The sequence below is a fragment of the Salarchaeum sp. JOR-1 genome (assembly GCF_007833275.1).
In the GTDB taxonomy this organism is placed as follows: Archaea; Halobacteriota; Halobacteria; order Halobacteriales; family Halobacteriaceae; genus Salarchaeum.
Genome location: NZ_CP042241.1, coordinates 954,646 through 981,174 on the forward strand (window position 1 = coordinate 954,646; position 26,529 = coordinate 981,174).

Below are 26,529 nucleotides of genomic sequence, written 5' to 3' on the forward strand. Positions count from 1 at the left end.
ACGGGTCGAGGCGGCCGTCCGCGACCCCGTCGTGGACGCGGGCCGGCACGCCCGGAGATGTCTCCGGGCCGTTCGCTGGTTCCCGCTGCGTGGGAGGAACCGCACCCGCTAAGTGTCCGCCGGCAGTACGCTCGGGCATGCAGTACCGTGAACTCGGTGACTCCGGTGTCGAGGTGAGCGAGGTCGGGTTCGGCGCGTGGGTCGTCGGCACCGACTGGTGGGGTGACCGCGACGAGGACGACCAGCGCGAGATGGTCGAACACGCGGTCGAGCAGGGCATCACGTACTTCGACACGGGCGACGTCTACGGGCACGGACAGAGCGAGGAGTTCCTCGGGGACTTCCTCGCGCCCTACCGCGAGGAGGTGACGCTCGCAACGAAGATCGGGTACGACTTCTACAACAATCCGCAGGCGGGCCACGGCGAACTCCCGAAGGAGATGGATCCCGGCTACCTCCGGGAGGCCGTCGAGAAGAGCCTCGACCGTCTCGGCGTCGAGCACGTGGAGTACCTCCAGCTCCACAACCCGAACGTCTCCGAGATGACGCCGGACGTGCTCGAAGTCCTCGACGAGGTTCGCGAGGACGGGCTGGCGGACGCTATCGGCGTCGCGCTCGGCCCGAGCATCGGCTGGCTCGCGGAGGGGGACTTCGCCATCGAGAACGAGTTCGACGGCGTCCAGTACGTCGGGAACCTCCTCGAACAGGACGTCCACCGACACTTCGTGGAGACCGTCCGGGAGGCGGGTGCGGACACGTCGCTCATCGCCCGCGTCCCCCACTCGTCGGGCATCCTGAACGAGCAGGTGACGCCGGACACGGAACTCGACGCGGGCGACCACCGCGGGTTCCGGCCCGACGAGTGGTACGAGACCGGCTGGGAGAAACTGGAGGAACTCCGGTTCCTCGAACGAGACGGCGAGCGCACGATGGGGCAGGCCGCGATTCAGTGGTTGCTCTCGTTCGACGAGGTCGCGTCCGTGACGCCGACGTTCCGCTCGAAGGAGGACATCACGGAGTGGGCCGCCGCGCCCGACACGCCCGCGGTCAGCGACGACGAACAGGAGCGCGTCGCCGACCTCTACGAGGCGAACTTCGGCGTAGAGCGCTTCGACGGCATGGACGCCGAGGACTACCGGACGAGCGTGGACGGCGACGACCTGCGGGACGCCGGTATCCTCGCGGACTGACGACCCGGCTGCGTTTTCTGGAACGTTTCGAGGCGGAGGGGCTCCGCCCAGGAGACTTCCCGCGACTTGACCTGGGGGACGCCGGTATTCTCGCGGCCGAACTAACTTAAATGATTTCGGTTTCCTCGAACCCCTTCGTTTCCGGTCGAAACCCGCAGACTGCAGCGCGTTCTTAACCGCTCATTTCACTTTCACTCCGCACTTCTTGGGATAGTCGGCGCAGCCGTCCGGAAACGCCTCTCAGGACGCCTGCTCGTTCCGACGCGACGACTATTCGAAACGGGGCGGCACGGGCCGGCGGCGACGTGTTCCCGGCGCGGTTCCGAGGCGGGTTCGACACCGACCGCGCTCGGAGGCACGCGGTGTTTTTTCATCCAACGTTTTGCGAGCGGGGTTCGCCGTGCGAACCCCCGAAGCAAAAATTTACGCGAGGAAGACGTGTCTGGGGCGGTCTGCGAGCACGTCGCGGCCCCACTGGACGGTGTCGCGGAAGGCGTCGCTGCGGAAGAAGTCGGTGGCGGCGTCCTGGGAGTCCCAGCGGGAGTCGATGAAGAACGCGTTCTCGTCGTCGGTGTCCTGGAGGAGGCGGGTCTGGCGGTGGCCGTCGATGCCGGCGAGGGCGTCGCCGACGGCGTCGAACTTCTCCACGAAGTCGTCTCGGTGTTCGGGTTTGACGGTGTAGAACATGCCCATGGTTCCCCAGCCGTCCTCCGATTCGGCGACTTTGCTGGTGATGCCGGGGAGGTCGTTGAGGAAGCCGGCGGCGGTGTCCGCGGCGCTCTGCGTGTCCCAGAGGGAGACGACGGCGGCCGCCCCCTCGTTCGTGGGTTCGTAGACGGTGGTCTCGACGTGGGTGTCGTAGTGGTCGAAGCTCTCCGCGAGATCCGCGACCTCGGATTCGAGGTCGTCGAGGTCGGCGTCGGAGTAGAGGCCGACGGCGTACACGTCCTCGCCGTGCGGTTTTCCGGCGTACACGTCGAGGTCTGCGAGTTCGTCTCGCAGCGACTCCTCGCCCGCCTCGTCGGCGTCGTCACTCCGGTCGTCGTGGCCGTGCGCGCTCTCGCCGCGTCTGTGGTCGTGGGCGGTCTCGTCGTCGGGGGTCGGGACTTCTTCGCCGGCGAGGAACGCGTCGAAGTCCGCGGGCGGGAACCGCCGGCCGACGTAGAAGTCGCCGAACTCGCCGTACTTGGAGGACGCGTCGTCGAAGCGCATCTCGTACACGATGTCCTTGATGTCCGTCGGGTCGTCGCCGAACAGCGTCACGCCCCACTCCCAGTCGTCCAGTCCCACGCTGGAGGCGATGACTTGCTTGATCTTCCCGGCGTACTCGCGGCCCACGTCGCCGTGGCCGGCCATCAGGTCGGCGCGCTCCTCGAAGTCGAGGTCGTACCAGTTCTGACCGGGCCGGCGGCGCTTGCTCATCGGGTAGAAGGAGACGTAGGTGTCCTCGGGAATCTCGGGCGTGAGCTTCCCCTCGATGTAGTTCTTCAGGCCGTCGTCCACCGCCTCGGGATTCGTGAAGTACTCGTCGCTCACGTACCCCGAGACCTCGCTCACGGAGACGTAGGAGTGCGCGCGCTCCGTGTACGCCGCGAACTCGGTCTGCTCGAACGACCGCTGGATGCGGTCGAGTTCGTCCAGGCGCTCCCGGAAGTGGACGAACAGGAGGTCGGCCTTGCTTCCCGTGACGCTGAACACGGCGGAGTCGCCCGCGTCGCTCCGCGCGAGCGCCTCCCGGTGGGTCTGGAACGCGGCCGCGTCCTCGATCGCGGCCTCGCGGTCGCGTTCGGGCGCGTCCCGCCACGCGTCCCAGTCCACGGTCCGGAAGTCGTGCAGCGCGAACCAGCCCTCCTCGGTCTCGGGCGCGTCAACCATACCCGGAACTTGGGCGACCTCCGACAAGCAACTTTCGCGTTCGCGCTCGCGCTGGCCGCTATCCCACCGACCGAAACCCTTTCCGTGATTCCCGGGAAAACGACGAGAGAATGCGTAAGAGTGATCCGCCGAAGGGACTCGTCTCGTACCTCGTCCTCGAACTCCTCGCCGAACAGCCACGATACGGGTACGAGCTCCTCAAGGAGATAACCGAACTCAGCGGCGGCCACTGGGAGCCCTCCTACGGCTCGGTCTACCCGATCCTCTACAAGTTCGAGGACAACGGCTGGGCACAGCGCATCGAGCGCGAGGACGAACCCGACCGGAAGTACTTCGAACTCACCGAGGCGGGCCGCGAGGAACTCGCGGAGAAACGCGAGGAAGTCGGCGGAACCGCGAAGGACTTCGCCGACATCATTCTCGGGTTCTACCACATGTACGCCGTGCTCGGCATCGACGACCGCTTTCAGGTGGAGAACCCCGAGGACGGCTGGCAGTTCGGCGAAGCGTTCTCCGCGTGGATAGTCGAACAGGTCGTCCGCCACCACGAGCACTACTTCGACACGACGTTCGAGCGCATCCCGGACACGCCCGAGGCGTTCAACGACCGGATGGACGTCTCAGACGAGTAGGTTCGGGAACAGCATCAGGACGAGGCAGGCGAGCATCGCGAAGCCGACGCTCGTCGTCACCGCCCTGACCGCGCTCCGCTTGTCCTCGATGGGGAGCCGTGAGACCACGGACTCCGCGCTCGTCCGCAGGAGGTGGCCGCCGTCGAGCGGGTATCCGGGAATGCAGTTGAAAAACCCGAGGTTGATGTTCACCCAGCCCACCCAGAACAGGGCGTTCGCGAGCAGTAAGCCCGCGCCGCCGAGCGGGTCGAGGACGCCGGTGGTCGTGTAGAACGCGGCGTTATCGGGGACGAACCCGGGGAAATTGTAGGGGACGCCGAGTCCGACCGCCGCGAGGAACGGCAGGAACACGAGGAACATCGCCGACTGCGTGAGGGTCACGCCGGTGAGGTCGCCGCCGAGCACGTCGAGGTAGAACCCGGCGGGGTAGAGTTCGATGCCCGCGTCGCTCACGGTCATCCCGGAGTAGCCCGGCGACCCCTGCACGCCGAGGAAGCCGATGTCGCCGTTCGGGCTCTCGGCGAGCGTCACGGTCGCCGTCCGCTGTTCGCCGTCGACGTCGTACTCGATCTCGACGCTGTCGCCGGGGGCGGTGTCCGCGAGCGCGTCGCTCACGTCCGCGTAGGTGACGACGCGCTGGCCGTCGAGGCGCGTGACGACGACGGCGTCGCCCGCGGCGAGGCCGGTCTGGCTGGCGAACGGCTCCCCGTCCACGAGCGTCACGAGCGCGCCGACGGGGCCGGTCGTCGTGTTCCCCGTTGCGGTCGTGACGGTCGCAATCGTCGTGTTCGCGACGAGGGCACGGAACCCGGCTTCCGTCTCGACGCTCGTGCCGTTCACGCTCACGATAGTGTCGCCGGTTGAGATGCCGTTATGCGGGCTGAACGCCGTTGCAGCGGCCAGGTCGCTCCCGGCCTCCGGGACGCCCGTCACCAGCACGGATCTGTTCACGGTGACCGTCTCACCGCTCGCGAGCGTCATCGAGACTGACTGACTGCTTCGGTTCGCGAGCACGGCCTCGAACTCCTCGTTCGACTCGATGGACTCGTTCCCGACGGCGACGATGCGGTCGCCGGGTTCGATGCCGGCCTGCGCGGCCGGGGACTGCTCGACAACCCCGCCGACCGCCGCGCCGGGCGCGACAGCGATAGCGCTCGCGACGGGGCCGAACAGCAACCCGAAGGCGAGGAGGGCGACGAGGAAGTTGTTCGTCACGCCCGCTGCGAACATCCGGGCGCGACTCCCGCGGGAGACGAGGCGCTGGTCTTCCTGGTCGGGTTCGACGAACGCGCCCATCGGGAGCACCGCGAGCAGGACGACGCCCATCGACTCCACGCCGATGCCCTCGACGCGGCTCATCACGCCGTGTCCGCCCTCGTGCACCACGAGGCCGACGAACAGTCCGAGCACGATTTCGGGTGCGACGGCGACGGGAAGGAACGGATTCACGCCGGGGACGACGAGCGCGCTCCGCGGGTTCCCGACCGCGGACGCCGCCGCCGGTGGGTTCTGTACGAGCGCTATCGCCGTCGTCGCGAGGAGGGCGAACGCGCCGACGAGCACGACCAGCGCGACACCGAGGCCGAAGTTCCCCCACGCGCGCCACGCGCGCTTCGGTCGGGCGAGCCGGTCGAGCAGCCGCTTCCCGCGGTTCGTGTGCACCGTCAACAGCGGCCCCATCGTGTTCACGTAGTCCGGCAACAGCCCGCGGTTCCGGGCGACGGCGACCACCACCCAGTACGCGAGCACGCCGGCGAGAACCCACGTCCACTCGTTCATCACGCTACCCTCCGGGCGCGGAACGGTAAGCGGTTTGGGTTACCGCTCGCGGCGCAGCCGCGCGACGACGAACTCGTCGTCCAGCGCGGCGAGGAACTGCCCGAGTTTCGGCCCCTCCTCCTCCTCGAAGAACAGCCGGTAGCCGACGGAGAAGAACTCGCCGATGTCGATGTCGTGGCGCTTCGCCGTCTCGTAGATCTCGCCCTGCACCTCCTCGCCGTCGTGGCCTTCCGCGACGAAGTCCGCGAGTTCGTCGAGCGCCGCCGCCGTCTCCGAATCGAGGTCCACGTCGGGGAGGCGCTCGCGGTTGATGCGGTAGTTGTACTCGTTGTCCGTGCGCTCGGCCCACTCGCGGGCGAGGTCGACGCGCGCGAGCGCCTCCTCGACCGCCCACTCGGGCGCGTCCTCGGGAATGTGGCCCTCGCGTCGCGCGATCTCCTCCCTGAGTTCGGGGTCGTCCGTCATCCCGAGCACGGCCGCGAACGTGTACGGGATGCGGATGCGCTCCTCTCGGACGTCGTCCACGACGAGCGGGTAGACGCGCTCCGCGAGTTCCCGCTCGTCCTCCGAGGCGTCCGCGACCTCCCCGAAGTAGACGCGCTCGAAGCGGTCGAACTCGTCCACGAGCAGGTCGATGCGTTCCGTGCTGAAGTCTCGGGCCTTCTTCGGTTCCTTCGTGAAGAAGTACCGGAGTACGTCCCGCTCCACGAGGTCGAGCACGTCCGAGACGAGGATGACGTTCCCCTCCGAGGAACTGAACGGCTCGCCGTTCAGCGTGAACCACTCGTACACCATCGGCACCGGCGGTTCCCCCTCGAACACGGTCTCCACGATGTCCACGCCGGACGGCCACGACCCCTCCGCGTGGTCTTTCCCGAACGGCTCGAAGTCCACTCCCAGAACCTGCCACTGCGCCGGCCACTCGAACCGCCAGGGGAGCTTTCCGTCCCGCAGACTCGCGGTTCCCCGATGCCCGCAGCCCTCGATGACGCGGTCGCCCGCGTCGAGGTCGGTGCACTCGTACTCGACCGTCCCGCCGTCGGCGTCGATGTCGCGGACGGTCTCCGTTATCTTCCCGCAGTTCTCGCAGACGGGATTGAACGGGACGTAGGACTCGTCCACCTTGTCCTGGTACTGCGCGAGAACCTCGCGGGCGAGGTCGGCGTTCGCGAGCACGTGCCGGGTCGCGTCTTCGAACTCCCCGGACTCGTAGAGCGCGGTGTTCGACACCATCTCCACGGGGATTCCCATGAGTTCCGCGGAGTCCTCGATGAGGCTGGAGAAGTGCGCGCCGTAGGAGTCACAGCACCCGAACGGGTCCGGAATCGCCGTGTAGGGATGACCGAGGTTCGTCCCGAGAGCGCCCGCGTTCACGTCCCCGAGGTCGACGATTTCGCCGTCGAGGTCCGCGAGTTTCCGCGGGAGCTTCCGCAGCGGGTCGCGGTCGTCCGACGTGAAAATCTGTCGCACGTCGTGGCCGCGCTCGCGGAGGACTTCGGCGACGAAGTAGCCGCGCGCGAGTTCGTTCATGTTCCCGAGGTGGGGGACGCCGGACGGCGAGATACCGCCCTTGATCACGATTGGGTCGTCGGGGTCGCGCGCCTCGACGCGGTCCGCGATTTCGTCCGCCCAGAAGACGTACTCCGCGTCGCTGAGAACGTGTGGACTGCTCATTCCTGCCAGAGCGCGGGCGTCTCGGTCGCGCTGTCGGGGCGGATGTCCGTGCCGTCGTGCTCGCCGCGCAGCACGGCGTCCACGATGTTCTCGGAGTCCGTGCCGTCGAGCACGACGACCCGCATCCGGGAGCGCTCGATGAGCTTCGCCGCGAGGATGTCGACGGGCGCGCTCGACCCCGCGCTCATCTCGATGTTCCCGATGACGTCCACGAGTTCGCTCGCGGTCATCGAGTCGAAGCGCTGCGCGGAGCTGTCCTCGTTCGGGTCGGCGCTGAACACGCCGGGCACGCTCGTCGCGTACACGAGGAGGTCGGCGTCCGTGTACTCGGCGAGCGCCGCGCCGACGGCGTCCGTCGTCTGTCCGGCGGTGACGCCGCCCATCACGGCCACGTCGCCACGCCGCATCGCCTCGCCCGCGGTCTCGTAGTCCTTCGCGGGACTCGGGGCCGCGTCGTCCAGCGCGGAGATGAGGAGGCGGGCGTTCAGTCGGGTGACCGAGATGCCGATGTCGTCCAGTTCGATCTCGTTCGCGCCCAGGCTCCGGGCGGTATCGATGTACTCGCGGGCGATACCGCCGCCGCCGACGACCACGCCGACGGAACACCCCTCCTCGACCAAGCGTTCGATGGCGGCGGCGTGCGCTCGGATTCGCTCGTGCGCGAGGTCCGGAGCGAGCACGCTCCCGCCGATAGAAACGACTACTCGCATTCTTACCCGGACTAGCCCGGATGCGGCCTTAAGGGTTGTCAACTCCCCGGCGACAGGCACAAGCCACGCGCACGCCACGACTCCCGTATGCACGTGCTCGGTCTCGCAACGGGCCCCGGCGTCCCCGCCGACCCGCTCGCGGACAGACTCGCCGCTGATCTCCCCGGTACCGTGGCCGTCGTCGAACGCAGCGCGGGCGCGGGCGGAGACCCTACGCGGTACGAACTCGGCCCCGAGGGCTCCACCGTCTCCCGGCCCGGCGGCGACCTCCTGGGCGCGCTCGACGATCTGGCGCGCGACCACGACTACGCCGTCCTCGTCGGGTTCGCGGACGTGAGCGTCCCCCACGTCGTCGTCGGGGACGCGGACGCAGAAACCGCGCTCGTCCGCGTCTCGACCCCCGAGGAAGTCGAGACGGACGCGGTCGTTCGCGCGCTCGCCGACCGCGACGAACACGAGTCTCGCCAGTCGCTCGTCGCGGAGGTCACCCGGGCGCCGAGCGCGGAGTTCGCGGGCGCGGTCGCCACGTTCACCGGTATCGTCCGGGAGCGAGAGGGGCCCGGGGACGACCGAACGGAGTCGCTGACGTTCGAGAAGTACGAGGGCGTCGCCGCCGAGCGCCTCGCGCGCATCCGCGACGAACTCGAGGCCCGCGACGGCGTCCACGAGGTGCGCCTCCACCACCGAACGGGCCGCATCGAGGCCGGCGCGGACATCGTGTTCGTCGTCGTGCTCGCCGGCCACCGCCGCGAGGCCTTCGAAACCGTCGCGGACGGTATCGACCGACTGAAGGACGAGGTTCCGATTTTCAAGAAGGAACTCACCGTCGAGGACGAGTTCTGGACGCACGAACGCGGCGAGTAGGTTCGCCGTTCGCCCTCGAAAGCACTCGTTAAACAATCCGAAAGAACCTACCAGAACAGTCTATAAAACGTCTCGCGGGCTCTCGCGGTTTCGTAAAACGTTCGGAGGGTGTCCGTGAAACGTTCTGTCGGTGTGAAACGTAGCGAATACACCCCAACGTTCTCCCCTTTATATGATGCACCGGGTGTTACGGAGGAGTGAGGCGATTACAAATGAGCGCTACTGCCGACCCCTCCACGGCCGACAGCAAGGAAACGCGTCTCGCGAACTACCTGCGCGAGAAGGCTCGCGACGGCGAGCTCTACTTCAAGGGCAAGTTCATCGCGGACGAGGTCGGGCTCTCCCCGAAGGAGATCGGGGCGCTGATGGTGAACCTGAAGGACTCCGTCTCCGACCTCGAAATCGAGAAGTGGTCGTACACGAGCGCGACCACGTGGCGCGTCGCCCCTGCCGACGCGTAGAGCGACACGCATTAAGCCGCGCTCCCGCTTTCTCCCCGTGTGTCGTTCGTCTCCGCGCTGACCGACGCCATCCTCCCCGTTCTCGCGGTCGCGCTCGCGGGCTTCCTCCTCGGGCGCTTCCGCGAGGTCGAGGTGGACGCGCTCGGCACCGTCACGCTCTACGTTCTCACGCCCGCGCTCGTGTTCTCGACGCTCGCGACCACCACGCTCTCCGGGAGCGCGGTCGTCAGCATCGCCGTCGGCGTCACCGCGTTCACGGTCGTGATGGCCGCCGTCGCGTACGCCGTTGTCACCGTCACCGACGCTCCGCACCCGAACGGGACAATGCTCGCGTCGACGTTCTCGAACGCGGGCAACTACGGGATTCCACTCTCCGCGTTCGCGTTCGGCGCGACCGGCCGCAGCACGGCGGTCCTGTTCATCGCCGCGCAGTCCGTCCTGATGTACTCGCTCGGCGTGTTCATTGCCGCGCGCGGCACCGGCGCGGGCGTCCGGGACTCCGTCGGCCAGATATTCGAACTCCCCCTCCTGTACGCGGTGCTCGCCGCCGGCCTCGTCCGGTTCCTCGGCGTCGTCCCGCCAGAGACCGGGCCGGCGATGGAGACGATTTCGATGGTCGGGAACGCCGCCATCCCCGTCATGCTGCTGATGCTCGGCATCCAACTCGGGAACACCGGCCGCGGCGTCGCGCTCTCGAAGGTCGCGACGCCCACGGTGCTCAAACTCGCTGTCGCCCCTGTCGTCGCCCTCGCTGTCGCGGTTCCGCTCGGGTTCTCCGACCCCGTGGTCGCGCGGACGTTCGTCCTGGAGTGCGCGATGCCCGCCGCCGTCACGCCGCTCGTCTTTACTGTCGAGTTCAGCGACGACCCCGCCGCGCCCGCGTACGTCTCCACCGCCATTCTCGTCACCACCCTGCTCTCCATCCCCGTGCTCGCCGTGCTCCTCACCGCCCTCCGCGGCGGCCTCCCGCTTCCGGGAGTTTAACCGCGTCCACATCCAATCACTGGTAATGTCGGCCGACCCGCCCGACGCCGGCCCGACGCCGGACGCGTTCAGCGACGTGTTCCGCGTGTACGAGATCCGCCGCGAGGGCGACACGATCCACTACTACGGCGCGCCGCTCGCGGACTACCAGACGCTCATGCGCGAGGTGTGGCCGCGCTTCGAGAAGTCCGGGTACGACGTGCAACTCGAGGAGCGCACGGGCGAGTACGTCCTCGTCGCCACTCCCGAGAGCGACGGCGGGGGGTTCCCGACGACGAACCTCGTCCTGTTCATGCTCACCGTGCTCTCGACGCTGTACGCGGGCACGGGCTGGTACTACGTCCAGGACGTGCTGTCGCCCGGCCTCCTGCGCGCGCTCCCGTTCACGCTCGGCGTGCTCGGCGTGCTCGGGACGCACGAACTCGGCCACTACGTCCTCTCGAAGTACCACGACGTGGACGCCAGCCTCCCCTACTTCATCCCCGTCCCCACCCTGTTCGGGACGATGGGCGCGCTCATCCGGATGAAGGGCCAGATACCCGACCGGGACGCCCTCTTCGACATCGGCGTCGCCGGGCCGCTCGCCGGTCTCGCCGCCACCGTCGTCGTCGGAACGGTCGGCCTCCTCCTCCCGCCGCTCCAGGTGCCCGGATACATCCTGAACGCGCCCGCGAGCGACCTCGTCCAGATAGAGTTCAACTACCCGCTCCTCCTCCACGGGCTCTCGTGGCTGCTCGACACGCCCCTGCACTACCCGAACGACCCGACGGTGGTCGCGAACCCGCTCGTCATCGCTGCCTGGATCGGCGCGTTCGTCACCGTTCTCAACCTCATTCCCGTCGGCCAGTTGGACGGCGGTCACATCCTCCGCGCGATGCTCGGACCCGCCCACGAGCGCGTCGCTCCGCTCGTCCCCTTCGCGCTCTTCGGACTGGCGGGCTCGCTCTACGTTCTCGGCGACGCCGGGCAGGCCGTCTTCCTGTGGGTTCTCTGGGGGTTCATCGCCGCCTACATGGCGTTCCGGGGGTCGGCAGTCCCGCTCGACGACAGCCCGCTCGACCGGAACCGGATGGCGGTCGGCGCGTTCACCTTCCTGGTCGGCGCGCTCTGCTTCGTCCCCGTCCCCGTCACCATCGGCTAGTGCGTGTAGCCCTCGTCGGGCAACGGCTCTCCATCCAGCAGCACGCCGGACTCGCTGACCGCACCGATCACTGAGAGCGAGACCTCGGTTTCGACCCGTTCGACGTCCTCCGGGGGGAGCGTGCAGACGAGCTCGAAGTCCTCGCCGAACGTCACCGCGCGCTCGAACGCGACGTCCTCGAACACCGGCACCGCCGCCGAGTCGACGCTGAACCCGCAGTCGCTCGCCTCCGCGAGCTGGTGGAGCGAGCGCGCGAGGCCGTCGCTCGAATCCATCAACGCCGTCGCGTGCGGGGCGAGCGCTTTGCCGGCCGCGACGCGGGGCGTGAACCGGAACAAGTCGTTCCCGCGCTCCTCGTCCCCGGCCGCGAACGCGTCGATGGCGGCGGCGCTCCGACCGAGGTCGCCGGTCACGCACACGGCGTCCCCGGGTTCTGCGCCCGACCGGAACACGGGATTCGCGGTCTCGCCGACGGCGGTGGTCGCGGTGGTGAACTCCGCGGTGTCGTCGAGGTCGCCGCCGACGTACTCCGCACCGACGCGCTCGCAGACGTCCCGCGCCCCCCGCACGAACGCCTCCAGCGAACCGGGGTCGAAGTCGGGCGCGCCGTACACCGCGACCGCGCCGGTCGCGGCCGCGCCCATCGCCGCCACGTCCGAGAGGGACGCGCCGACCGCCCGCCAGCCCTGCGTGTACCGCGTCGTCCCCGCCGGGAAGTCCGTCCGGTCGTGGAGCATGTCGATGGTCACGACGGTGTCGTCGAGGAGCGCGGCGTCGTCGCCCGCCGCCGGCACGAGGTCCGCGACCCGCGCCAGCGCCGCCCGTTCGTCCATACCCGGGGGGTCGCGTCCGGCCGGGAAAAACGCCGCGGGTCGCCGCTCGGTCGGAGGATTTACCGTCCGCGCACGCCTCGCTCGCAAGCATGGACTTCGACGAACGCGGCATCGTCATCGGGTTTCTCGCCGCGCTCGCCGTGCTCGGCGGCCTGCTCTGGTTCGTCGGCTTCGACGACATCCTCGCCGCGCTCCGCCTCCTCGACCTCTCGACCTTCCTCGGCATCGTCGCGCTCGGCGTCGTCTGGCTCGCCTCGTGGGGGCTCGCGCTCCGCCGCGTCCTCGACAGCATCGGCGTCGCCGCGAGCGCGCTTGACGCCTTCCTCCTCTACGCGGCCGCCGCGTTCGCGAACAACATCACGCCGTTCGGGCAGGCGGGCGGCGAACCGTTCAGCGCGCTCCTCATCTCTCGCGCCACCGGCAGCGACTACGAGGAGGGCCTGGCGGCCATCGCGAGCGTCGACACCCTCAACTTCATCCCGAGCCTCCTCCTCGCCGTCCTCGGCCTCACCTACTACACGCTCACGTACGCCGTCGGCGACCGCGTCCAACTCGTCTCCGCTGCCGTCGCCGTGCTCGCCGTCACCATTCCCCTCACCGGCTACCTCCTCTGGCGGTACCGCGACCGCTTCAAGGCCGCGCTCGCGTCCACGCTCGCCCCCGTCCTCCGCGTCGTCGCGCGCGTCGTCCCCGGGTTCAGCGCGCCCGGCGCGGGCGTCCTCCGCGACCGAATCGCCGCGTTCTACCGGTCTATCGGCCGCGTCGCCGCGAACCGCCGCGACCTCGCGTTCGCGCTCGCATACAGCACGCTCGGCTGGCTCGTCATGTGCCTCGCGCTCTACGCCACCCTCTGGGGGCTGGTGCCGGTCTCCTTCTCCGTCGCCATCGTCTTCGTCGTCGTTCCCGTCGCCACTATCGCGTCCGTCACCCCGCTCCCCGGCGGCGCGGGCGGCGTCGAGTTCGCGATCGTCCTCCTGCTCGTCCCGACCACGTCGGTGGACGCGGCCACCGCCACCAGCGCCGCGCTCGTCTTCCGCGCCGCGACCTACTGGATACCCACCGTCATCGGCGGCGTCGCCGCCTTCCTCCTCGAAAGCCGAGCGTAGAAAGCAAGCGTTTTACTTCGCGGACGAGAAACACCGGCCATGGTAACTCTCTACGACGCCCCCGCAGACGAGCTCATCGACGAGCTCGCCGCGGAACTCGACGACCGACTCGACGAGCCCGACTGGGCCGAGTACGCGAAGACCGGCGCGGATCGTGAACTTCCGCCCGAGCAGGAGGATTTCTGGGCGCGCCGCGCCGCCAGCCTCCTCCGGAAGGTCGCGACAGACGGCCCGGTCGGCGTCGAACGCCTCAGCACCGAGTACGGCGGCACCCGCGACGGCTCCAACCGCTACCAGGTCGCGCCCTCGAAGAAAGCGGACGCGTCGAAGAACGTCATCCGCACCATCCTCCAGCAGCTCGAAGACGAAGGCCTCGTCCAGGGGAAGGGCAGTGACGGTCGCGTCGTCACCGGCGACGGGCGCGCACTCCTCGACGACACCGCCGGCGACGTCCTCGAACAGCTCGACCGCCCCGAACTCGAACGCTACGCCTAACTCGGTTTTCTGCGGACGCTCACGTCTACGTTTTCCGCTCGAACAGCCGCGCTTCCGCCGCGCGTAGCGGTACGGACGGACGCGGTATCCGTTCCGTCGCCGTCCGGCGCGGCCCCGCCGCGCCGCTTTTTCTTCCGGTTTTTCGAGGAGCGGTGCGCGCTCCGCGCGCACCCGACGAGAAAACGGTGGGTGTGGAAAATCATTTGTCTCTCCGTCGAGTATACTCGTGTATGAGTCAGGACGACGAGGAGCGCTTGGAGGAGCTTCGCCAGGAGAAGATGGAGAAGCTCAAGGAACAGCAGCAGGGCGGCGGGCAGGCGAACCAGGAAGCCCAGCAGCAGGCCCAGCAACAGGCGGAACAGCAGAAGCAGGCGATGCTCCGCCAGTACCTCTCGGACGGCGCGCGGCGTCGGCTGAACTCGGTTCGGATGAGCAAGCCCGATCTGGCGGAGCGCGTCGAACAGCAGGTCGTGGCGCTCGGCCGGTCGGGCCGCATCCAGGATCAGCTCGACGAGGAGCAGATGAAGAGCCTCCTCCGCGAGCTGAAGCCGGACGAGCAGTCCTTCAACATCTCGCGTCGGTAGATGGAGCTCGCGCTCCTCTACAGCGGGGGGAAGGATTCGACGCTCGCAGCGCTCGTTCTCGAACGTTTTTACGACGTGACGCTGGTGACGGGGTCGTTCGGCGTGACGGACGACTGGACGCACGCGCGGGACGCCGCCGAGCGCACGCCGTTCGACTTCGAGCGCGTAGACCTCGACCGGGACGTGGCGTTGGCCGCTGTCGAGCGGATGGTTTCTGACGGCTACCCTCGGAACGGCATTCAGGAGGTGCACGAGCACGCCCTCGAAGCTGTCGCGGAGATGGGCGTGGACGCGGTGGCGGACGGGAGCCGGCGGGACGACCGCGTCCCCACCGTCTCGCGCGCGCAGGCGCAGAGCCTCGAAGACCGCCACGACGTCCACTACCTCTCCCCGCTCTCCGGGTTCGGGCGGGGCGCGATCGACGACATGGTCGCGGCGTCGCTCGACGTGGAGTCCGGCCCGAGCGAGACCCTGGAGAAGTCGGACTACGAGTCCGAGTTGCGCGAACTGCTCCGCCGCGAGTTCGCGGACGCGGTAGTCTCGGACGTCTTCCCCGAGCACACGCAGACGCGGGTGCGGGACGTGCGGTAGCGGCGCGGTCGAAGGCAGTGGTTTGAAGCGCGCGCCCGGTGAATCCCGGGGCATGTACGACCGCTTGAAGGGATTCAGGGACTTCTATCCGCGCGAGATGCGGGCGCGGCGCGAAATCATCGACACCGTCGAGGACGTGGCCGCGCGCTACGGCTTCCGCGAGGTCGGGACGCCCGCGCTGGAGCGCACGCAGATGTACGTGGACAAGTCGGGCGAGGAGATCGAGGAGGAACTCTACTCGTTCACCGACCGCGGCGGGCGGGACGTGGCGATGACGCCCGAACTCACGCCGACGGTCGCGCGGATGGTCGTCGCGAAACAGCAGGAGCTCTCGAAGCCGATCAAGTGGTACTCCACGCGCTCGTTCTGGCGGTACGAGGAACCCCAGCAGGGACGCTACCGGGAGTTCTACCAGACGAACGTGGACATCTTCGGGTCGAGCGAGCCGACGGCGGACGCGGAAGTCCTGGCGGTGGCGGCGGACGCGCTCACCGGCCTCGGGCTCTCGCCCGATGACTTCGAGTTCCGGGTGAGCCACCGCGACATCCTCTCCGGCCTGCTCGCGGCGTTCGACGGCGACGTGGACACCACGGCGGCGATTCGCGCGGTGGACAAGTCGGATAAGATCTCGCGGGTGGAGTTCTTCGATCACCTCGAAGCCGCGGGGCTCTCCCGGGGGGAGGCCGAGCAGTTCGCCGACCTCCTCGACTCGGACGACCTGGACGACCTCGTGGCGTTCGCGGGCGACGACGTGGCCGACGCGGTCGAGAACCTCCGCGCCGTCCTCGCCGCCGCCGAAGACTTCGGCGTGCGCGAGTACTGCGACATCTCCCTGGAGACCGCGCGCGGCCTCGACTACTACACGGGCGTCGTGTTCGAGTGCTTCGACAGCACGGGCGAGGTCAGTCGGAGCGTGTTCGGCGGCGGGCGCTACGACGACCTCATCGAGTCCGTCGGCGGGCAGTCCACGCCGGCTGTCGGGTTCGCGCCCGGGCACTCCACCCTCCCCTTGCTCCTGGAGCGCGCGGGCGTCCATCCCGACGAGGAGCTCCGCACGGACTATTACGTCCTCAGCGTCGGCGACACACGGGACGTGGCCGCCCGTGTCGCGCGCGACCTCCGCGAGCGCGGGAACGTCGTGGAGTCAGACGTGTCCGACCGGTCGTTCGGCGCGCAGATGAACTACGCCGACAGCGTGAACGCCGAGACGGTCGTCATCGTCGGCGAGCGCGACCTCGAGGACGGTAACGTCACGGTGAAGGACATGGACTCGGGCGACCAGACCCAGGCCCCGGTGGACGACTTCCCGGGCGACTATTCGCGCCCGACCTACGACGACTTCGCGTAGATGCGGGCGTTCCGGCTGGCGTACGACGGCACCCGCTTTCGGGGGTTTCAGCGCCAGCCGCACGGCGACACCGTGGAGGACGACCTGTTCGCGGCGCTCCGCGCGCTCGACGTCTTTTCGGGTGAGAAACCGGACGGGTACGCGGCGGCCGGCCGGACGGACGCCGGCGTCTCCGCCCGCGCCCAGACGGTCGGCTTCGAGAGCCCGGAGTGGCTGACGCCGCGCGCGCTCAACCCCGAACTCCCCGAGGCGGTGCGGGCGTGGGCGTTCGCGGACGCCCCCGACGGCTTCCACGCCACCCACCACGCCCAGTACCGCGAGTACGTCTACCACCTGCACGCGCCCGAGTTGGACGACGACCGCGCTCGCGCGGCCGCCCGCCGGCTCGCCGGCGCGCACGACTTCCACAACCTCACCACGGACGCGAAAAACACCGAGCGGGACGTGTCCCTCTCGCTCAGTAGGGACGGCGACTACCTCGTGTTCACGGTACGCGCGGGCGGATTCCCCCGCGGTCTCGTCCGACGGCTCGTCGCGCTCGTTCGCGATGTCGCCGCGGGCGGGTCGTTCGACCGCGTGGATCGCGTGCTCTCGTCGGAACCGCTCGACGGCCCGCTCGGCGTGCCGCCTGCGCCCGCGCATCCGCTCGCGCTCGCGGACGTGGGGTACGACCTCGACTTCACCGTCGACGACCGCGCCGCGGTCGACTGCCGGGAGACCTTCGCGTCGCTCGCGGTCGAGCGCCGCACGCGGGCGCGGGTCGCGGACTCGCTCTACTCCCAGTGAGACGGCCAGACCTCAGCCGCCTCCATCCCGGGCCGCAGCCCCCGTGATTCGAGGTCGTCCGCGAGCGCGTCCGCGTCCGGTCGCGGCACCGACTCGCGGGTGAGCCGCTGGACGAGGAGCGCGGCGAGCATCCCGTGCTCGCGGACGTTCCGCGCGTCCGTCTTGTCCCACGTGTCGGCGTGCGTGTGCCCCCAGCCGCGGCCGCGCTCCGGGGTCACCGAGTGCAGTTGCACTGCCGGTATCTCGCGCTTGAGGAACGGCCAGTGGTCGCTGAACGGATGGAGCGCGCCCTCCACCCTGAGTTCGCGGCTCGCCGTGTTCGCGACCGATTCGAGCACGTCCTCGAACGCCGGCGTGCCGTGCGTGAACGCCCGCATCGTCCGGTACCGGCCCGCGCCGTCCACGTTCACGACCGACCGGATATCTTCGGAGTCGAGGCGGTCTGCGAGCGCGCTCGCGCCGAGCAGGCCGACTTCCTCGCCGCCGACGGTGACGACGCGGACGCGTGCGTCGAGGTCGAGGTCGGCGAGGACGCGGGCCGTCGCGACGACGGTGGCGACGCCGCAGCCGTTGTCCAGCGCGGCCTCCGCGATGTCGTGGCCGTCGTGGTGCGCGAGTACGACCACCTCTTCGTCCGTGTCGGGGCCGAACACGCCGGTCGCGTTGTGTCCCTCTCCCGGTACTGTGTCGGCGGAGACTGAGAGCGAGACCTCGCCGTCGCGGTCGGCGTACTCGCGCAGCCACGTCCCGGTCTCCGCGGAGACGCCGACAGCGGGGACGGCGGCCTCCCGGTCGAACCGGAGCGCGCCCGTCGGCGGCAACTGCCCCTGCTTGTGGTTCGCGAACACGAACGCGCTCGCGCCCGCCGCCACCGCGTGCCCGAACTTCTCCATCCGGTGGTAGAGCCGGTCCATCCCGGGCGGCGTCTCCGTCGAGGCGACCACGACCTTCCCCGCCACGTCCGCGGCTTCGATTTCCTCCGGCGTGCCGTGGCCCACGTCCACCAACTCGCCGTGCACGTCCCCGCTCGGCGAGTAGGGGAGCGCGAGCGCCTCGAACGACCGCTCGACGGGACTCGTGACGCCGAACTCGGTGTCTCCGCGCCGCCACGCGTTCATCTCGAACGGTTCGACCGCGACGCTCCGTGCGCCCGCGTCCTCGAAGGCGTCCGCGACGAGGTCGGCGGCGCGGCGTTCGCCCGGCCGGCCGCTCATCCGGTCGCCGAGTTCGGCGAGGTCGCGGAGGAAGGTTCCTGGGTAGTCGTCCGCCCACAGCCGTCCGAACGCCTCGGGAGTCTCGACCATACCCGGGGTGTCGCTCGCTCGCCGGAAAACTACTGCCCCCGCCGACCCGGTTTGCGAACGCTTAACAGCGCTGACCGGTTGGATTCGCCCATGAGCAGCGTTCCCGAGCGCAGCGACATCGCGGAGGAGTACAAGTGGGATCTGGAGAGCATTTACGCCACCGACGAGGCGTGGGAGGAGGCGTTCGAGACGGTGAAGGGACGGCTCGACGACCTCTCGAACTACGAGGGCCACGCCACCGAGGACGGCGACACCCTCCTGGACGTGCTGGAACTCCGAGACGAACTCATGCGGGAGGTCGCGAAGGTGTCGTCGTACGCGCGGATGCGGTCCGACGAGGACACGCGCGACCAGGAGTATCAGGCGCTGTCCGCGCGAGCTTCGAGCCTCGTCTCGCAGGCGTCGAGCGCGGCGTCGTTCATCGAGCCCGCCATCCAGGAACTCAGCGAGGACGACATCGCCGAGATGGTCGCGGAGACGGAGGGCCTCGACGAGTACGAGCACTACTTCGAGGACGTGCTGCGGCAGAAGGATCACACGCGCTCCGCCGAAATCGAGGAACTCCTCTCGGAACTCGGGGAGGTCACGGGCGCGCCCGGCGACATCTACTCGATGCTGACGAACGCGGACATGACGTTCCCCACCGTCGAGAAGCCGAGCGGGGACGCCGTCGAAATCAGTCAGGGGAACTTCACCAGCCTCCTCAAGAACTCCGACAGGGAGTTCCGCCAGACCGTCCACGAGTCCTACTTCGAGGAGCTCGAATCGGTGCGGAACACCATCGGGTCGACGCTGAAGAACAGCGTGAAGGCGGACGTGAAGACCGCGCAGGCCCGGTTCTACGACACCGCCCGGGAGGCGGCATTGGACGACACGAACGTCCCCGTCGAGGTGTACGACACCCTCGTGGACACGGTGAAGGGCAACCTCGACAAACTCCACCACCACGCGGAACTCAAGCAGCGCCAGCTCGGCGTCGACGAGCTGAAGCCGTGGGACTTCTACATGCCGCTCGCGGACACCGAGAGCCCCGACATCACGTACGAGGAGGCGAAGGAGCACGTGGTGGACGCGGTCGCGCCGCTCGGCGAGGACTACCAGAACCGAGTGGACGAGGGCCTCGACTCCCGCTGGGTGGACGTGTACGAGAACCGCGGGAAGCGCTCGGGCGCGTACTCCGGCGGCACCTACGACACCCAGCCGTTCATCCTGATGAACTACCAGGACGACATCTCGTCGATGTACACGCTCGCCCACGAACTCGGGCACAGCCTTCACAGCCAGTACACGGGCGATGAACAGCCGTACGTCTACTCGCACTACGACATCTTCGTCGCGGAGGTCGCGTCGACGGTGAACGAGGCGCTGCTCACCCAGCACCTCCTCGACACCGTGGAGGACGACGCGTTCCGCCGGCACGTCCTCAGCGAGTACCTCGAACGCTTCCGCTCCACGCTCTACCGGCAGACGCTGTTCGCGGACTTCGAACACCAGATTCACACGCTCTCCGAGGAGGGCGAAGCGCTCACGCCCGACCGCATGGACGAGGTGTACGGCGACCTGAAGGAGTCGTTCTACGCGCCCGCCGACCTCGACGACCACATCCGCCGCGAGTGGATGCGCATCCCCCACTTCTACTACAACTACTACGTCTATCAGTACAGCACGGGCATCTCGGCGGCGGTCGCGCTCAGCCAGGACATCCTGAGCGAGGGCGACGACGCGGCGCGGCGCTACCGCGAGTTCCTCGCGATGGGGAACAGCGAGTACCCGCTCGACGCCCTCCAGCACGCCGGTGTGGACATGACCTCGCCCGAGCCGATCGAGGCCGCGATTTCGGTGTACGGCGACTACCTGGACGAGATGGACGACCTGGTGTAACGACCCAAAGGGACTTCTACGCGCGGGCCATACTGACGGCTAACAGGATGTCCCGCAGCCCATCTCTACCCGATCGGCCGACCCTCGACGTGGATCCCGATTCGCCCCCCGAGGAGCGGCTGGACGCCCTCAGGTCTCACTACGCGGAGATTCTGACGGTGAACGACCAGCTCGAAGACCAGTTGGCGTCGGTTCGCGATCACCAGCAGGAGCTCCGGGAGCGCGTGGAGACCCTCCAACGGGAGAACGAGACGCTGAAGACCGCGTCGCTCTACATCGCGACGGTCGAAGACCTGAACGACGACGGCGCAATCCTCCAGCAGCACGGGAACAATCAGGAAGTCCTCACGGACGTGGGCGACCGCCTCCGGCAGAAACTGGAGATCGGCGACCGCGTCGCCATCAACGACTCGTTCGCGGTGCAGCGCGTGCTGGACGACGAGACGGACGCTCGCGCGCAGGCGATGGAAGTGGACGAGTCCCCGACCGTCGAGTACGAGGACATCGGCGGCCTGGACGAGGAACTCCGCGAGGTCCGGGAGGCCGTCGAAGACCCCCTCCTGAACGCCGAGCAGTTCGAGAAGATCGGCGTCGAACCGCCGAGCGGCGTCCTCCTGCACGGCCCGCCGGGCACGGGGAAGACGATGATGGCGAAAGCCGTCGCGAACGAGACGGACGCGACGTTCATCAAGATGGCCGGCAGCGAACTCGTCCAGAAGTTCATCGGCGAGGGCAGTCGGCTGGTTCGTGACCTCTTCGATCTCGCGGAGCAGCGCGAACCCGCTATCATCTTCATCGACGAGATCGACGCCGTCGCTTCGAAGCGCACGGACTCGAAGACCAGTGGTGACGCCGAAGTCCAGCGGACGATGATGCAGTTGCTCTCCGAGATGGACGGGTTCGACGAGCGCGGCGACATCCGCATCATCGCGGCGACCAACCGCTACGACATGCTCGACCGCGCCATCCTGCGCCCCGGCCGGTTCGACCGCCTCATCGAGGTTCCGAACCCGGACGCGGAGGCGCGCTCGCGCATCATCTCCATTCACACGGACGAGATGAACCTCGCGGAGGCCGTGGACTACGACGCGCTCGCGGAGCAGACCGAGGGCTTTTCGGGCGCGCAACTGGAGAGCCTCTCCACTGAGGCGGGGATGTTCGCGATTCGCGACGACCGCGACGAGGTGACGATGCAGGACTTCGAGGACGCGCTCGACAAGATCAAGCGCAACGCGGAGGACGACTCGCCCGGCCACGCGGTGTACGTCCAGTAGCCGTCCGGTAACCGACACTCCTTATTTCGCGCGGTCGCTTTTCGGGGTATGAGCAGTATCCGTATCGCGTGGGGAACCGGGACGGCCCCCACCGAGATGGCGGCGTACGACGCCGCGCTGGCGGACGCGAACCTCCACAACTACAACCTCGTCACCGTCTCCTCGGTCATCCCCGCGGACGTGCCCGTCGAGGTCGTCGGCACCGCGCCCGACCTCGGGCCGGCGGGGAACCGATTGACGGTCGTGGAGGCGCACGCGAGCGTCGCCGGCCCCAGTCGGGCGAGCGCGGGGCTCGCGTGGAGTCGCAGCGAGGGCACCGGCCCCGGGTTGTTCTACGAGGCCTCCGGCGAGACGGACGCGGACGAGATCGCGGACGTGGTTCGCACGGGCCTCGACGCGGGCCGCGACCTCCGCGACTGGGCGTTCGCCGGCGAACAGGTGGAGACCGCGACCGTCACCGCGGGGGCGGGCGAGTACGCGTCCGCCGTCGTTCTCGCCGCGTACGGCGACAGCACGCCGCTCTGTTAGCGCGCCGACCGAGCATTGCTCATTTATGCACGCGCCTCCTACTATCAGGTAGATTGCTGTGAGTCGCTCGCGAACCACGCCAGTAATCGCACACTCATGACAGGCCACGTATACCAGCTCTCCGCGAACTTCGACCTCCCGCTCGAGGACTTAGAGGACTATCTCGACGACCCCGACCTTCCGCCGGAAGTCGAAGCCCTCGAAATCGACCGTCGGAACCGCATGCTGTTCATCAAAGCCGTCGCGGCCGATGATTCCCTCAGCAAGTACACGCCGACCGCTCAGCTCAAGGCGAAGGTCGAGGAGAAACGCATCTACGACCAGGACGAGGAGGAACGCCAGTGGGCGCGCCGGAACGACGAAGAAGACGAAATCACGTCCGAACTCGTCGAGTACGCGAGCTTCTCCGGCGACCTCGAAACCGTCCTCCAGAACACCGCCGTCCGCTACCCGATGTTTCTCCTGCTCCGTGACATCGCCCTGCTCGACGTGGAGGGAACGCTCACCGCCATCACCGCCGACGACGAGGGGGACGAACTCCAGGCGACCCGCGTCGTGGACGGCGAAGCCCGCCGCGCGGCCGTCGAAGTCGTCGAGCAGTCTCAGGCCAACGGGAACGGCAGCGGGAACGACGGCGTCGACTGGCGCGGCAACGAGTACATCAACTAGCTCGCCCCGGGACGAAGGCTTATCCGCAGTCCCGCCCAAACACGAATATCATGAACGGGAACACGCCGTACGCCGGGCCGAACACGCCCGACGTCGCACTCTCCTCCGCGCAGCATCGCGCGCTCCGCGAGAGCCTCTCCCGCATCGCGTCCCGAACCCGCGAGTTTCTGCCGGACGAGTACACCGTCGGCTCCGAGGTGAATCAGGGGTCGAACGGCCCGCAGGCCACCGTCGCCGTCCGCCCGCCCGTCGGAAACCCCGTCTCAGCGGGTTTCACGCCCGACTTCGACGAGGGTGACGCCGACCTCATCCCGCCCGCCGAACGCGACGAAGTCGCGCGGGGACTCGCCGCGAGCGCCGCCCTCCAGGTGAAGGTCGCGCTCGCGAACGCGGACATCGACCCGCCCGCACGATAACTCTCCGACTCTCCTACTCGGCGCGCGGCGGTGCGCCGAACAATCCGTACGCGACGAGCGCGAGCGCACCGAAACTCCCGGCGCTCACGCTCGCCGTCACCGACGCGCCCACCGACTGTCCGATGACGACTCCCGCCAGCAGGAGCAACGGCACTCCGACCAGCACGAGGTCGTAGACGGACGCCCCGACCGCCGACCCGAGCAGGCGGTCGAGCGGCGACGGCCCTTCACCGGACGGTACAGTCTCACCAGTACTCGTATCGGGTCGATACATCACGCGCTCTAGCACGCACTACGAAATTCTAAACGTTACGGCGGCTGTTCTCGCCCGATACCAGTGCAGTACGGAAGAGAACGCCACACTCGGAGCCCGGAGCGCTTTGACACGCCGACAACGGAAGAAACAGCGCGCCCCCCGTTCGGCCGACGGCCCTAAACCCTCCCGCGGCTCGCGGCTTCGCCGCCCGCGTGTTCGGCGCCCGCCCACTTCGCTCGGCCCGGCTTCTAGACGCTCGCGCTCGGCGGTCGACTGTCCGGCGGCGCGTCGCACCGCCTCGGCTCGCGTCTCGCTGGCGCTCGCTCGTTCGGTGGAACCTCGCTACGCTCGGCTCCACCTACTTCCCCCAGAAGGGGTCGCGGTTCCGGCGTTTGTCGACGAACATGGAGAGGGCTTCGCGTTCGTCCGCGGGGATCTCCTCGGCGAGTTCCTGTTCGAGTACCTTGGCGTGCTTCTCGGGGAGGTCGACCCAGAGCTCGTCGCCTTCCTTGACGTCGCGGCCGACCGTGGGGCCGTCGATGGAGACGCTGACTCTGTTGCCGGCGCGGACTTCGTCCACGTCCTCGCCCTGCTCCTGGATGCCCTTGACGACGCCGACGCGTTCGAGTTCGTTCCCGTCGAACTTCCCGACGGGCGTGTTGCGCTTGAGGGTGCCGGAGAGGACTTCGACGCCGACGACGGCGGGGTCGGACTGCCGGAAGACGTGGTCTTCGAGGATGCGGAAGCGCGCGGGCCGCCGGATGTTCTCGAAGACGGCTTCCTTCTGCTGGCGTTCGATGGCCTCGACGTGCTCCTCGTAGCGCTCGACGAGCTGGTAGATGACGTCGCTCTCGAAGAGTTCGACGCCGTCCTCCTCCGCGCGCTGTTCGGCGTCCGCGAGCACGTCCACGTTGAATCCGAGGATGCAGCGGTGGGTGTCCTCGTCGGCGGTGGTCGCCATGGACACGTCCCGGGGCGCGATGTCGCCGACTTCGGCGCGCATGATGGGGATTTCGGCCTCCTCGAGGGCGTTCGCGAGCGCTTCGAGGCTGCCGAGCGTGTCGGCTTTCACGACGACGCCCTCCTCCTCGGTCTCCACGGCGATCTCCGCGAGTTCGGCCTCGACTTCGTCGATGACGTCTTGCAGCGGGCGGTCGCGGACGGCGCGGACGGGCGCGCCCGCCATCGCGTCGTCCAACTCGGGTGCGGCGATCTTCACGCCCGTCGCGGCGGAGAGTTCCTCGACGTTCTCGAACCGCTTTTCGGTTCGTATCTCGGCGAGCGGCTGGGGTTTCAGGAGCGCCCTGACCTCGGTGACGATGGTCTCGTTCAGGCCGCCGACGACGATTGTGTCGTCCTCGCGGACGGTGCCGTCGTAGAGGATGACGTCCACGGTCGTCCCGAACCCCTGCTCTTCTTTCACCTCCAGCACTGTCCCAGCGCCGGGGCCGGTGATGTCGACCTCCATGTCCTCCTTCATGTAGCGCTGCGCGAGCCCCATCAGGACGGTGAGGAGGTCTGGGACGCCCTCGCCGGTCTCCGCGGAGACGGGGATGACGCCGATGTTGTTCTGGAAGTTCTGGAGCCGCCAGTAGAGGTCGCTGGAGAAGCCGTGATCGGAGAGTTCGCCGATGAGTTCGTAGAGCGCCTCGTCCAACTGCTGGCGGACTCTGTCCGATTGCGCTTCGTACGTCTCCTGGACGGGCGCGTCCTCGTGCGGCCGCCATCCCGGAATGGTGTCGATTTTGTTCGCGGCGACGACGAACGGCGTCTGGGTGTCCTGGAGGATGCGGATTGCTTCCTCCGTCTGCGGCTGGAAGCCGTCGTTCACGTCCACGACGAGGATGGCGATGTCGGCGAGCGCGCCGCCGCGGGAGCGCAGCGTGGTGAACGAGTGGTGGCCGGGCGTGTCGATGAACAGCAGGCCGGGGAGGTCGAAGCTCCCCGGGTCGATGAGGCTGCCCGCGACCTCCGACACGACGTCGAGCGGCACGGCGGTCGCGCCGATGTGCTGGGTGATAGCGCCGGCTTCGCCCTCGATGACGGCGGATCCTCGAATCTTGTCGAGGAGGCTGGTCTTTCCGTGGTCGACGTGTCCGAGGACGGCGACGATGGGCGTACGGAGGTCGCCGGGTTCGGACGCAGAGTGTTCCTGAGACATGGTGTAACCCCGAAAACGGTTGTTACGTGTGAAGAACGCGCTCGGCGATTTAAGACTCCCGGAATACGGGACTTCGGGCGCCCCGCGGGCTTTATGTGGATTCGGGAACCAGCGTGGGGTATGGCCGACATTCTCGCCGAGAACCTCTCCGGGAAGGCGGTGATGGGCTCTGACGGAACCGAACTCGGGATGCTGTACAACATCACGATGAACCTCAAGACGGGCGAACTCGTGGACTTGCTCGTCGAACCGAACGAGGAACTCGGGACGGCGCTCGACTTCTCGCGGGACGACCGCGGGCACTACGAGGTTCCCGTGGGTCGCGTGCAGGCGGTGAAAGACTACATCGTCGTTCGGCGATAGTGCGCGTCCTCGACTCGTCGGCGTTCATCGCGGGCTACGAGACGGACGACGACGTCGCCACGATCCCGCTCGTCCGCGAGGAACTCACCGACGCGTCCGCCTATCGATTCGACGCGATGGAGGGCGGCGGGATGCGCGTGCACGTCCCTGACGAGTCCGCCGTGCGCGCGGCCCGGCAGGCCGCCCGCCGCACCGGCGACCTCGACACGCTCTCCGACACGGACCTCCGCCTCGTCGCCGCGGCGCACGACCTCGACGCCGTGCTCGTGACCGACGACTACGCGATGCAGAACGTCGCGGCCGACCTCGGCGTCGACGTGGACGTGGTTCAGCAGGCGGGAATCACGGAGAAACGCGAGTGGGTGTTCCAGTGCCAGGGCTGCGGACGGACGTTCGACGACGACCGGGAGCGCTGTCCGGTCTGCGGGAGTTCGCTGACGCGGAAGAACCCCGACTAGCGGGAATCGAGGCCGAGGGAGACGAGTTGGCGCAGTACTTCCTGCTGCGTGAGGTCGTGTTCGCTCGCGAGGCGTTCTACCTCCGCGATCACTTCCTCGTCGTAGACGGCGGACAGCTTCCGACCCATATTGTGTGGGTTGGTAGCACGGGAATATAAGTCTCTGT

General features: G+C 68.3%; 28 protein-coding genes. 19 read left to right on the forward strand and 9 right to left on the reverse strand.

Features of this window, described 5'->3' with window-relative positions; translation table 11 throughout:
* Positions 1-137 precede the first annotated feature (137 nt).
* Positions 138-1,190 carry an aldo/keto reductase gene (locus FQU85_RS06025; protein WP_145845653.1) on the forward strand — a complete coding sequence of 351 codons (1,053 nt, stop codon included), beginning with the start codon at positions 138-140 and terminating at the stop codon, positions 1,188-1,190.
* A gap of 423 nt (positions 1,191-1,613) precedes the next feature.
* On the opposite strand, the gene FQU85_RS06030 is transcribed toward FQU85_RS06025, so the two are convergent.
* Positions 1,614-3,065, reverse strand: coding sequence for a heme-binding protein (locus tag FQU85_RS06030; RefSeq protein ID WP_145845655.1), 1,452 nt, complete (start codon positions 3,063-3,065; stop codon positions 1,614-1,616).
* A gap of 110 nt (positions 3,066-3,175) precedes the next feature.
* Here FQU85_RS06030 and FQU85_RS06035 point away from each other — a divergent pair, with 110 nt between their 5' ends.
* Positions 3,176-3,697, forward strand: a complete 522-nt coding sequence (locus FQU85_RS06035; protein ID WP_145845657.1) for a PadR family transcriptional regulator — start codon at positions 3,176-3,178, stop codon at positions 3,695-3,697.
* On the opposite strand, the gene FQU85_RS06040 is transcribed toward FQU85_RS06035, so the two are convergent.
* Genes FQU85_RS06040 through pyrH form a run of 3 tightly spaced genes read right to left on the reverse strand, consistent with a single transcriptional unit; the run spans position 3,686 to position 7,860 of the window.
* On the reverse strand, positions 3,686-5,476 hold the full coding sequence (locus tag FQU85_RS06040; protein WP_145845659.1) for a site-2 protease family protein: 1,791 nt from the start codon (positions 5,474-5,476) through the stop codon (positions 3,686-3,688). The genes FQU85_RS06035 and FQU85_RS06040 overlap by 12 nt on opposite strands.
* A gap of 39 nt (positions 5,477-5,515) precedes the next feature.
* The gene (lysS, locus tag FQU85_RS06045; protein ID WP_145845661.1) at positions 5,516-7,150 is read right to left on the reverse strand and encodes a lysine--tRNA ligase; all 1,635 of its coding nucleotides are present in this window, start codon (positions 7,148-7,150) and stop codon (positions 5,516-5,518) included.
* Positions 7,147-7,860 carry a UMP kinase gene (gene pyrH / locus FQU85_RS06050; protein ID WP_145845663.1) on the reverse strand — a complete coding sequence of 238 codons (714 nt, stop codon included), beginning with the start codon at positions 7,858-7,860 and terminating at the stop codon, positions 7,147-7,149. Before pyrH ends, lysS begins: the two co-directional genes overlap by 4 nt.
* 87 nt (positions 7,861-7,947) lie before the next feature.
* Between pyrH and FQU85_RS06055 the strand changes: the two genes are divergently transcribed.
* The 4 genes from FQU85_RS06055 (at position 7,948) to FQU85_RS06070 (ending at position 11,310) form a co-directional block, all read left to right on the forward strand.
* Entirely contained in the window at positions 7,948-8,724 is a 777-nt protein-coding gene (locus FQU85_RS06055) for a molybdopterin synthase (RefSeq protein WP_145845665.1), read from the forward strand.
* A gap of 212 nt (positions 8,725-8,936) precedes the next feature.
* Positions 8,937-9,185: a hypothetical protein gene (locus FQU85_RS06060; protein WP_145845667.1), complete on the forward strand. Its 249-nt coding sequence runs from the start codon at positions 8,937-8,939 to the stop codon at positions 9,183-9,185.
* Positions 9,186-9,224: 39 nt separating this feature from the next.
* Entirely contained in the window at positions 9,225-10,169 is a 945-nt protein-coding gene (locus FQU85_RS06065; protein ID WP_145845670.1) for an AEC family transporter, read from the forward strand.
* Positions 10,170-10,194: 25 nt separating this feature from the next.
* A complete protein-coding gene (locus FQU85_RS06070) occupies positions 10,195-11,310 on the forward strand; it encodes a site-2 protease family protein (RefSeq protein ID WP_145845673.1) in 1,116 nt (371 codons plus the stop codon).
* On the opposite strand, the gene thiL is transcribed toward FQU85_RS06070, so the two are convergent.
* Positions 11,307-12,143, reverse strand: a complete 837-nt coding sequence (gene thiL / locus FQU85_RS06075; protein WP_145845676.1) for a thiamine-phosphate kinase — start codon at positions 12,141-12,143, stop codon at positions 11,307-11,309. The two genes, FQU85_RS06070 and thiL, sit on opposite strands and share 4 nt — an antisense overlap.
* 89 nt (positions 12,144-12,232) lie before the next feature.
* Here thiL and FQU85_RS06080 point away from each other — a divergent pair, with 89 nt between their 5' ends.
* From FQU85_RS06080 to truA, 6 genes are all read left to right on the forward strand, one after another.
* Positions 12,233-13,249, forward strand: coding sequence for a lysylphosphatidylglycerol synthase transmembrane domain-containing protein (locus FQU85_RS06080; protein WP_145845678.1), 1,017 nt, complete (start codon positions 12,233-12,235; stop codon positions 13,247-13,249).
* A gap of 39 nt (positions 13,250-13,288) precedes the next feature.
* Positions 13,289-13,744 (forward strand): 30S ribosomal protein S19e, encoded by a 456-nt coding sequence (locus FQU85_RS06085; protein WP_145845681.1) that lies wholly within the window; start codon positions 13,289-13,291, stop codon positions 13,742-13,744.
* A gap of 230 nt (positions 13,745-13,974) precedes the next feature.
* Entirely contained in the window at positions 13,975-14,328 is a 354-nt protein-coding gene (locus FQU85_RS06090) for a DNA-binding protein (RefSeq protein WP_145845684.1), read from the forward strand.
* On the forward strand, positions 14,329-14,919 hold the full coding sequence (locus tag FQU85_RS06095) for an alpha hydrolase (protein WP_145845686.1): 591 nt from the start codon (positions 14,329-14,331) through the stop codon (positions 14,917-14,919).
* Positions 14,920-14,971: 52 nt separating this feature from the next.
* Entirely contained in the window at positions 14,972-16,267 is a 1,296-nt protein-coding gene (gene hisS / locus FQU85_RS06100) for a histidine--tRNA ligase (RefSeq protein WP_145845690.1), read from the forward strand.
* On the forward strand, positions 16,268-17,053 hold the full coding sequence (truA, locus tag FQU85_RS06105) for a tRNA pseudouridine(38-40) synthase TruA (RefSeq protein ID WP_145845695.1): 786 nt from the start codon (positions 16,268-16,270) through the stop codon (positions 17,051-17,053).
* On the opposite strand, the gene FQU85_RS06110 is transcribed toward truA, so the two are convergent.
* A complete protein-coding gene (locus FQU85_RS06110; RefSeq protein WP_145845700.1) occupies positions 17,041-18,357 on the reverse strand; it encodes a M28 family peptidase in 1,317 nt (438 codons plus the stop codon). The two genes, truA and FQU85_RS06110, sit on opposite strands and share 13 nt — an antisense overlap.
* 90 nt (positions 18,358-18,447) lie before the next feature.
* Between FQU85_RS06110 and pepF the strand changes: the two genes are divergently transcribed.
* From pepF to FQU85_RS06135, 5 genes are all read left to right on the forward strand, one after another.
* Positions 18,448-20,238: an oligoendopeptidase F gene (pepF, locus tag FQU85_RS06115; protein WP_145845705.1), complete on the forward strand. Its 1,791-nt coding sequence runs from the start codon at positions 18,448-18,450 to the stop codon at positions 20,236-20,238.
* Positions 20,239-20,285: 47 nt separating this feature from the next.
* The gene (locus FQU85_RS06120) at positions 20,286-21,512 is read left to right on the forward strand and encodes a proteasome-activating nucleotidase (RefSeq protein ID WP_145845708.1); all 1,227 of its coding nucleotides are present in this window, start codon (positions 20,286-20,288) and stop codon (positions 21,510-21,512) included.
* A gap of 48 nt (positions 21,513-21,560) precedes the next feature.
* A complete protein-coding gene (locus FQU85_RS06125) occupies positions 21,561-22,040 on the forward strand; it encodes a pyruvoyl-dependent arginine decarboxylase (protein WP_145845710.1) in 480 nt (159 codons plus the stop codon).
* A gap of 96 nt (positions 22,041-22,136) precedes the next feature.
* Positions 22,137-22,709, forward strand: coding sequence for a hypothetical protein (locus FQU85_RS06130; protein WP_145845713.1), 573 nt, complete (start codon positions 22,137-22,139; stop codon positions 22,707-22,709).
* Between the two features lie 50 nt (positions 22,710-22,759).
* Positions 22,760-23,125, forward strand: a complete 366-nt coding sequence (locus tag FQU85_RS06135) for a DUF5811 family protein (RefSeq protein ID WP_145845716.1) — start codon at positions 22,760-22,762, stop codon at positions 23,123-23,125.
* Between the two features lie 13 nt (positions 23,126-23,138).
* Here FQU85_RS06135 and FQU85_RS06140 read toward each other — a convergent pair whose 3' ends face one another.
* Positions 23,139-23,399: a hypothetical protein gene (locus FQU85_RS06140; RefSeq protein ID WP_145845719.1), complete on the reverse strand. Its 261-nt coding sequence runs from the start codon at positions 23,397-23,399 to the stop codon at positions 23,139-23,141.
* Positions 23,400-23,739: 340 nt separating this feature from the next.
* Entirely contained in the window at positions 23,740-25,542 is a 1,803-nt protein-coding gene (gene infB, locus FQU85_RS06145; protein ID WP_145845722.1) for a translation initiation factor IF-2, read from the reverse strand.
* Positions 25,543-25,662: 120 nt separating this feature from the next.
* Between infB and FQU85_RS06150 the strand changes: the two genes are divergently transcribed.
* Entirely contained in the window at positions 25,663-25,905 is a 243-nt protein-coding gene (locus tag FQU85_RS06150) for a PRC-barrel domain-containing protein (protein ID WP_145845724.1), read from the forward strand.
* Positions 25,905-26,363: an NOB1 family endonuclease gene (locus tag FQU85_RS06155; RefSeq protein ID WP_145845726.1), complete on the forward strand. Its 459-nt coding sequence runs from the start codon at positions 25,905-25,907 to the stop codon at positions 26,361-26,363. Before FQU85_RS06150 ends, FQU85_RS06155 begins: the two co-directional genes overlap by 1 nt.
* Here the strand turns inward: FQU85_RS06155 and FQU85_RS06160 are convergent.
* Positions 26,360-26,491, reverse strand: coding sequence for a CopG family transcriptional regulator (locus tag FQU85_RS06160; RefSeq protein WP_145845728.1), 132 nt, complete (start codon positions 26,489-26,491; stop codon positions 26,360-26,362). The genes FQU85_RS06155 and FQU85_RS06160 overlap by 4 nt on opposite strands.
* Positions 26,492-26,529 lie beyond the last annotated feature (38 nt).

What these genes read in the sequence shown, in the direction of transcription:
- FQU85_RS06025 (WP_145845653.1), top strand. Translation starts at nt 138, where the DNA reads ATGCAGTACCGTGAACTCGGTGACTCCGGTGTCGAGGTGAGCGAGGTC.
- FQU85_RS06030 (WP_145845655.1), bottom strand. Translation starts at nt 3,065, where the DNA reads ATGGTTGACGCGCCCGAGACCGAGGAGGGCTGGTTCGCGCTGCACGAC.
- FQU85_RS06035 (WP_145845657.1), top strand. Translation starts at nt 3,176, where the DNA reads ATGCGTAAGAGTGATCCGCCGAAGGGACTCGTCTCGTACCTCGTCCTC.
- FQU85_RS06040 (WP_145845659.1), bottom strand. Translation starts at nt 5,476, where the DNA reads ATGAACGAGTGGACGTGGGTTCTCGCCGGCGTGCTCGCGTACTGGGTG.
- lysS (WP_145845661.1), bottom strand. Translation starts at nt 7,150, where the DNA reads ATGAGCAGTCCACACGTTCTCAGCGACGCGGAGTACGTCTTCTGGGCG.
- pyrH (WP_145845663.1), bottom strand. Translation starts at nt 7,860, where the DNA reads ATGCGAGTAGTCGTTTCTATCGGCGGGAGCGTGCTCGCTCCGGACCTC.
- FQU85_RS06055 (WP_145845665.1), top strand. Translation starts at nt 7,948, where the DNA reads ATGCACGTGCTCGGTCTCGCAACGGGCCCCGGCGTCCCCGCCGACCCG.
- FQU85_RS06060 (WP_145845667.1), top strand. Translation starts at nt 8,937, where the DNA reads ATGAGCGCTACTGCCGACCCCTCCACGGCCGACAGCAAGGAAACGCGT.
- FQU85_RS06070 (WP_145845673.1), top strand. Translation starts at nt 10,195, where the DNA reads ATGTCGGCCGACCCGCCCGACGCCGGCCCGACGCCGGACGCGTTCAGC.
- thiL (WP_145845676.1), bottom strand. Translation starts at nt 12,143, where the DNA reads ATGGACGAACGGGCGGCGCTGGCGCGGGTCGCGGACCTCGTGCCGGCG.
- FQU85_RS06080 (WP_145845678.1), top strand. Translation starts at nt 12,233, where the DNA reads ATGGACTTCGACGAACGCGGCATCGTCATCGGGTTTCTCGCCGCGCTC.
- FQU85_RS06085 (WP_145845681.1), top strand. Translation starts at nt 13,289, where the DNA reads ATGGTAACTCTCTACGACGCCCCCGCAGACGAGCTCATCGACGAGCTC.
- FQU85_RS06090 (WP_145845684.1), top strand. Translation starts at nt 13,975, where the DNA reads ATGAGTCAGGACGACGAGGAGCGCTTGGAGGAGCTTCGCCAGGAGAAG.
- FQU85_RS06095 (WP_145845686.1), top strand. Translation starts at nt 14,329, where the DNA reads ATGGAGCTCGCGCTCCTCTACAGCGGGGGGAAGGATTCGACGCTCGCA.
- hisS (WP_145845690.1), top strand. Translation starts at nt 14,972, where the DNA reads ATGTACGACCGCTTGAAGGGATTCAGGGACTTCTATCCGCGCGAGATG.
- truA (WP_145845695.1), top strand. Translation starts at nt 16,268, where the DNA reads ATGCGGGCGTTCCGGCTGGCGTACGACGGCACCCGCTTTCGGGGGTTT.
- FQU85_RS06110 (WP_145845700.1), bottom strand. Translation starts at nt 18,357, where the DNA reads ATGGTCGAGACTCCCGAGGCGTTCGGACGGCTGTGGGCGGACGACTAC.
- pepF (WP_145845705.1), top strand. Translation starts at nt 18,448, where the DNA reads ATGAGCAGCGTTCCCGAGCGCAGCGACATCGCGGAGGAGTACAAGTGG.
- FQU85_RS06120 (WP_145845708.1), top strand. Translation starts at nt 20,286, where the DNA reads ATGTCCCGCAGCCCATCTCTACCCGATCGGCCGACCCTCGACGTGGAT.
- FQU85_RS06125 (WP_145845710.1), top strand. Translation starts at nt 21,561, where the DNA reads ATGAGCAGTATCCGTATCGCGTGGGGAACCGGGACGGCCCCCACCGAG.
- FQU85_RS06130 (WP_145845713.1), top strand. Translation starts at nt 22,137, where the DNA reads ATGACAGGCCACGTATACCAGCTCTCCGCGAACTTCGACCTCCCGCTC.
- FQU85_RS06135 (WP_145845716.1), top strand. Translation starts at nt 22,760, where the DNA reads ATGAACGGGAACACGCCGTACGCCGGGCCGAACACGCCCGACGTCGCA.
- FQU85_RS06140 (WP_145845719.1), bottom strand. Translation starts at nt 23,399, where the DNA reads ATGTATCGACCCGATACGAGTACTGGTGAGACTGTACCGTCCGGTGAA.
- infB (WP_145845722.1), bottom strand. Translation starts at nt 25,542, where the DNA reads ATGTCTCAGGAACACTCTGCGTCCGAACCCGGCGACCTCCGTACGCCC.
- FQU85_RS06150 (WP_145845724.1), top strand. Translation starts at nt 25,663, where the DNA reads ATGGCCGACATTCTCGCCGAGAACCTCTCCGGGAAGGCGGTGATGGGC.
- FQU85_RS06160 (WP_145845728.1), bottom strand. Translation starts at nt 26,491, where the DNA reads ATGGGTCGGAAGCTGTCCGCCGTCTACGACGAGGAAGTGATCGCGGAG.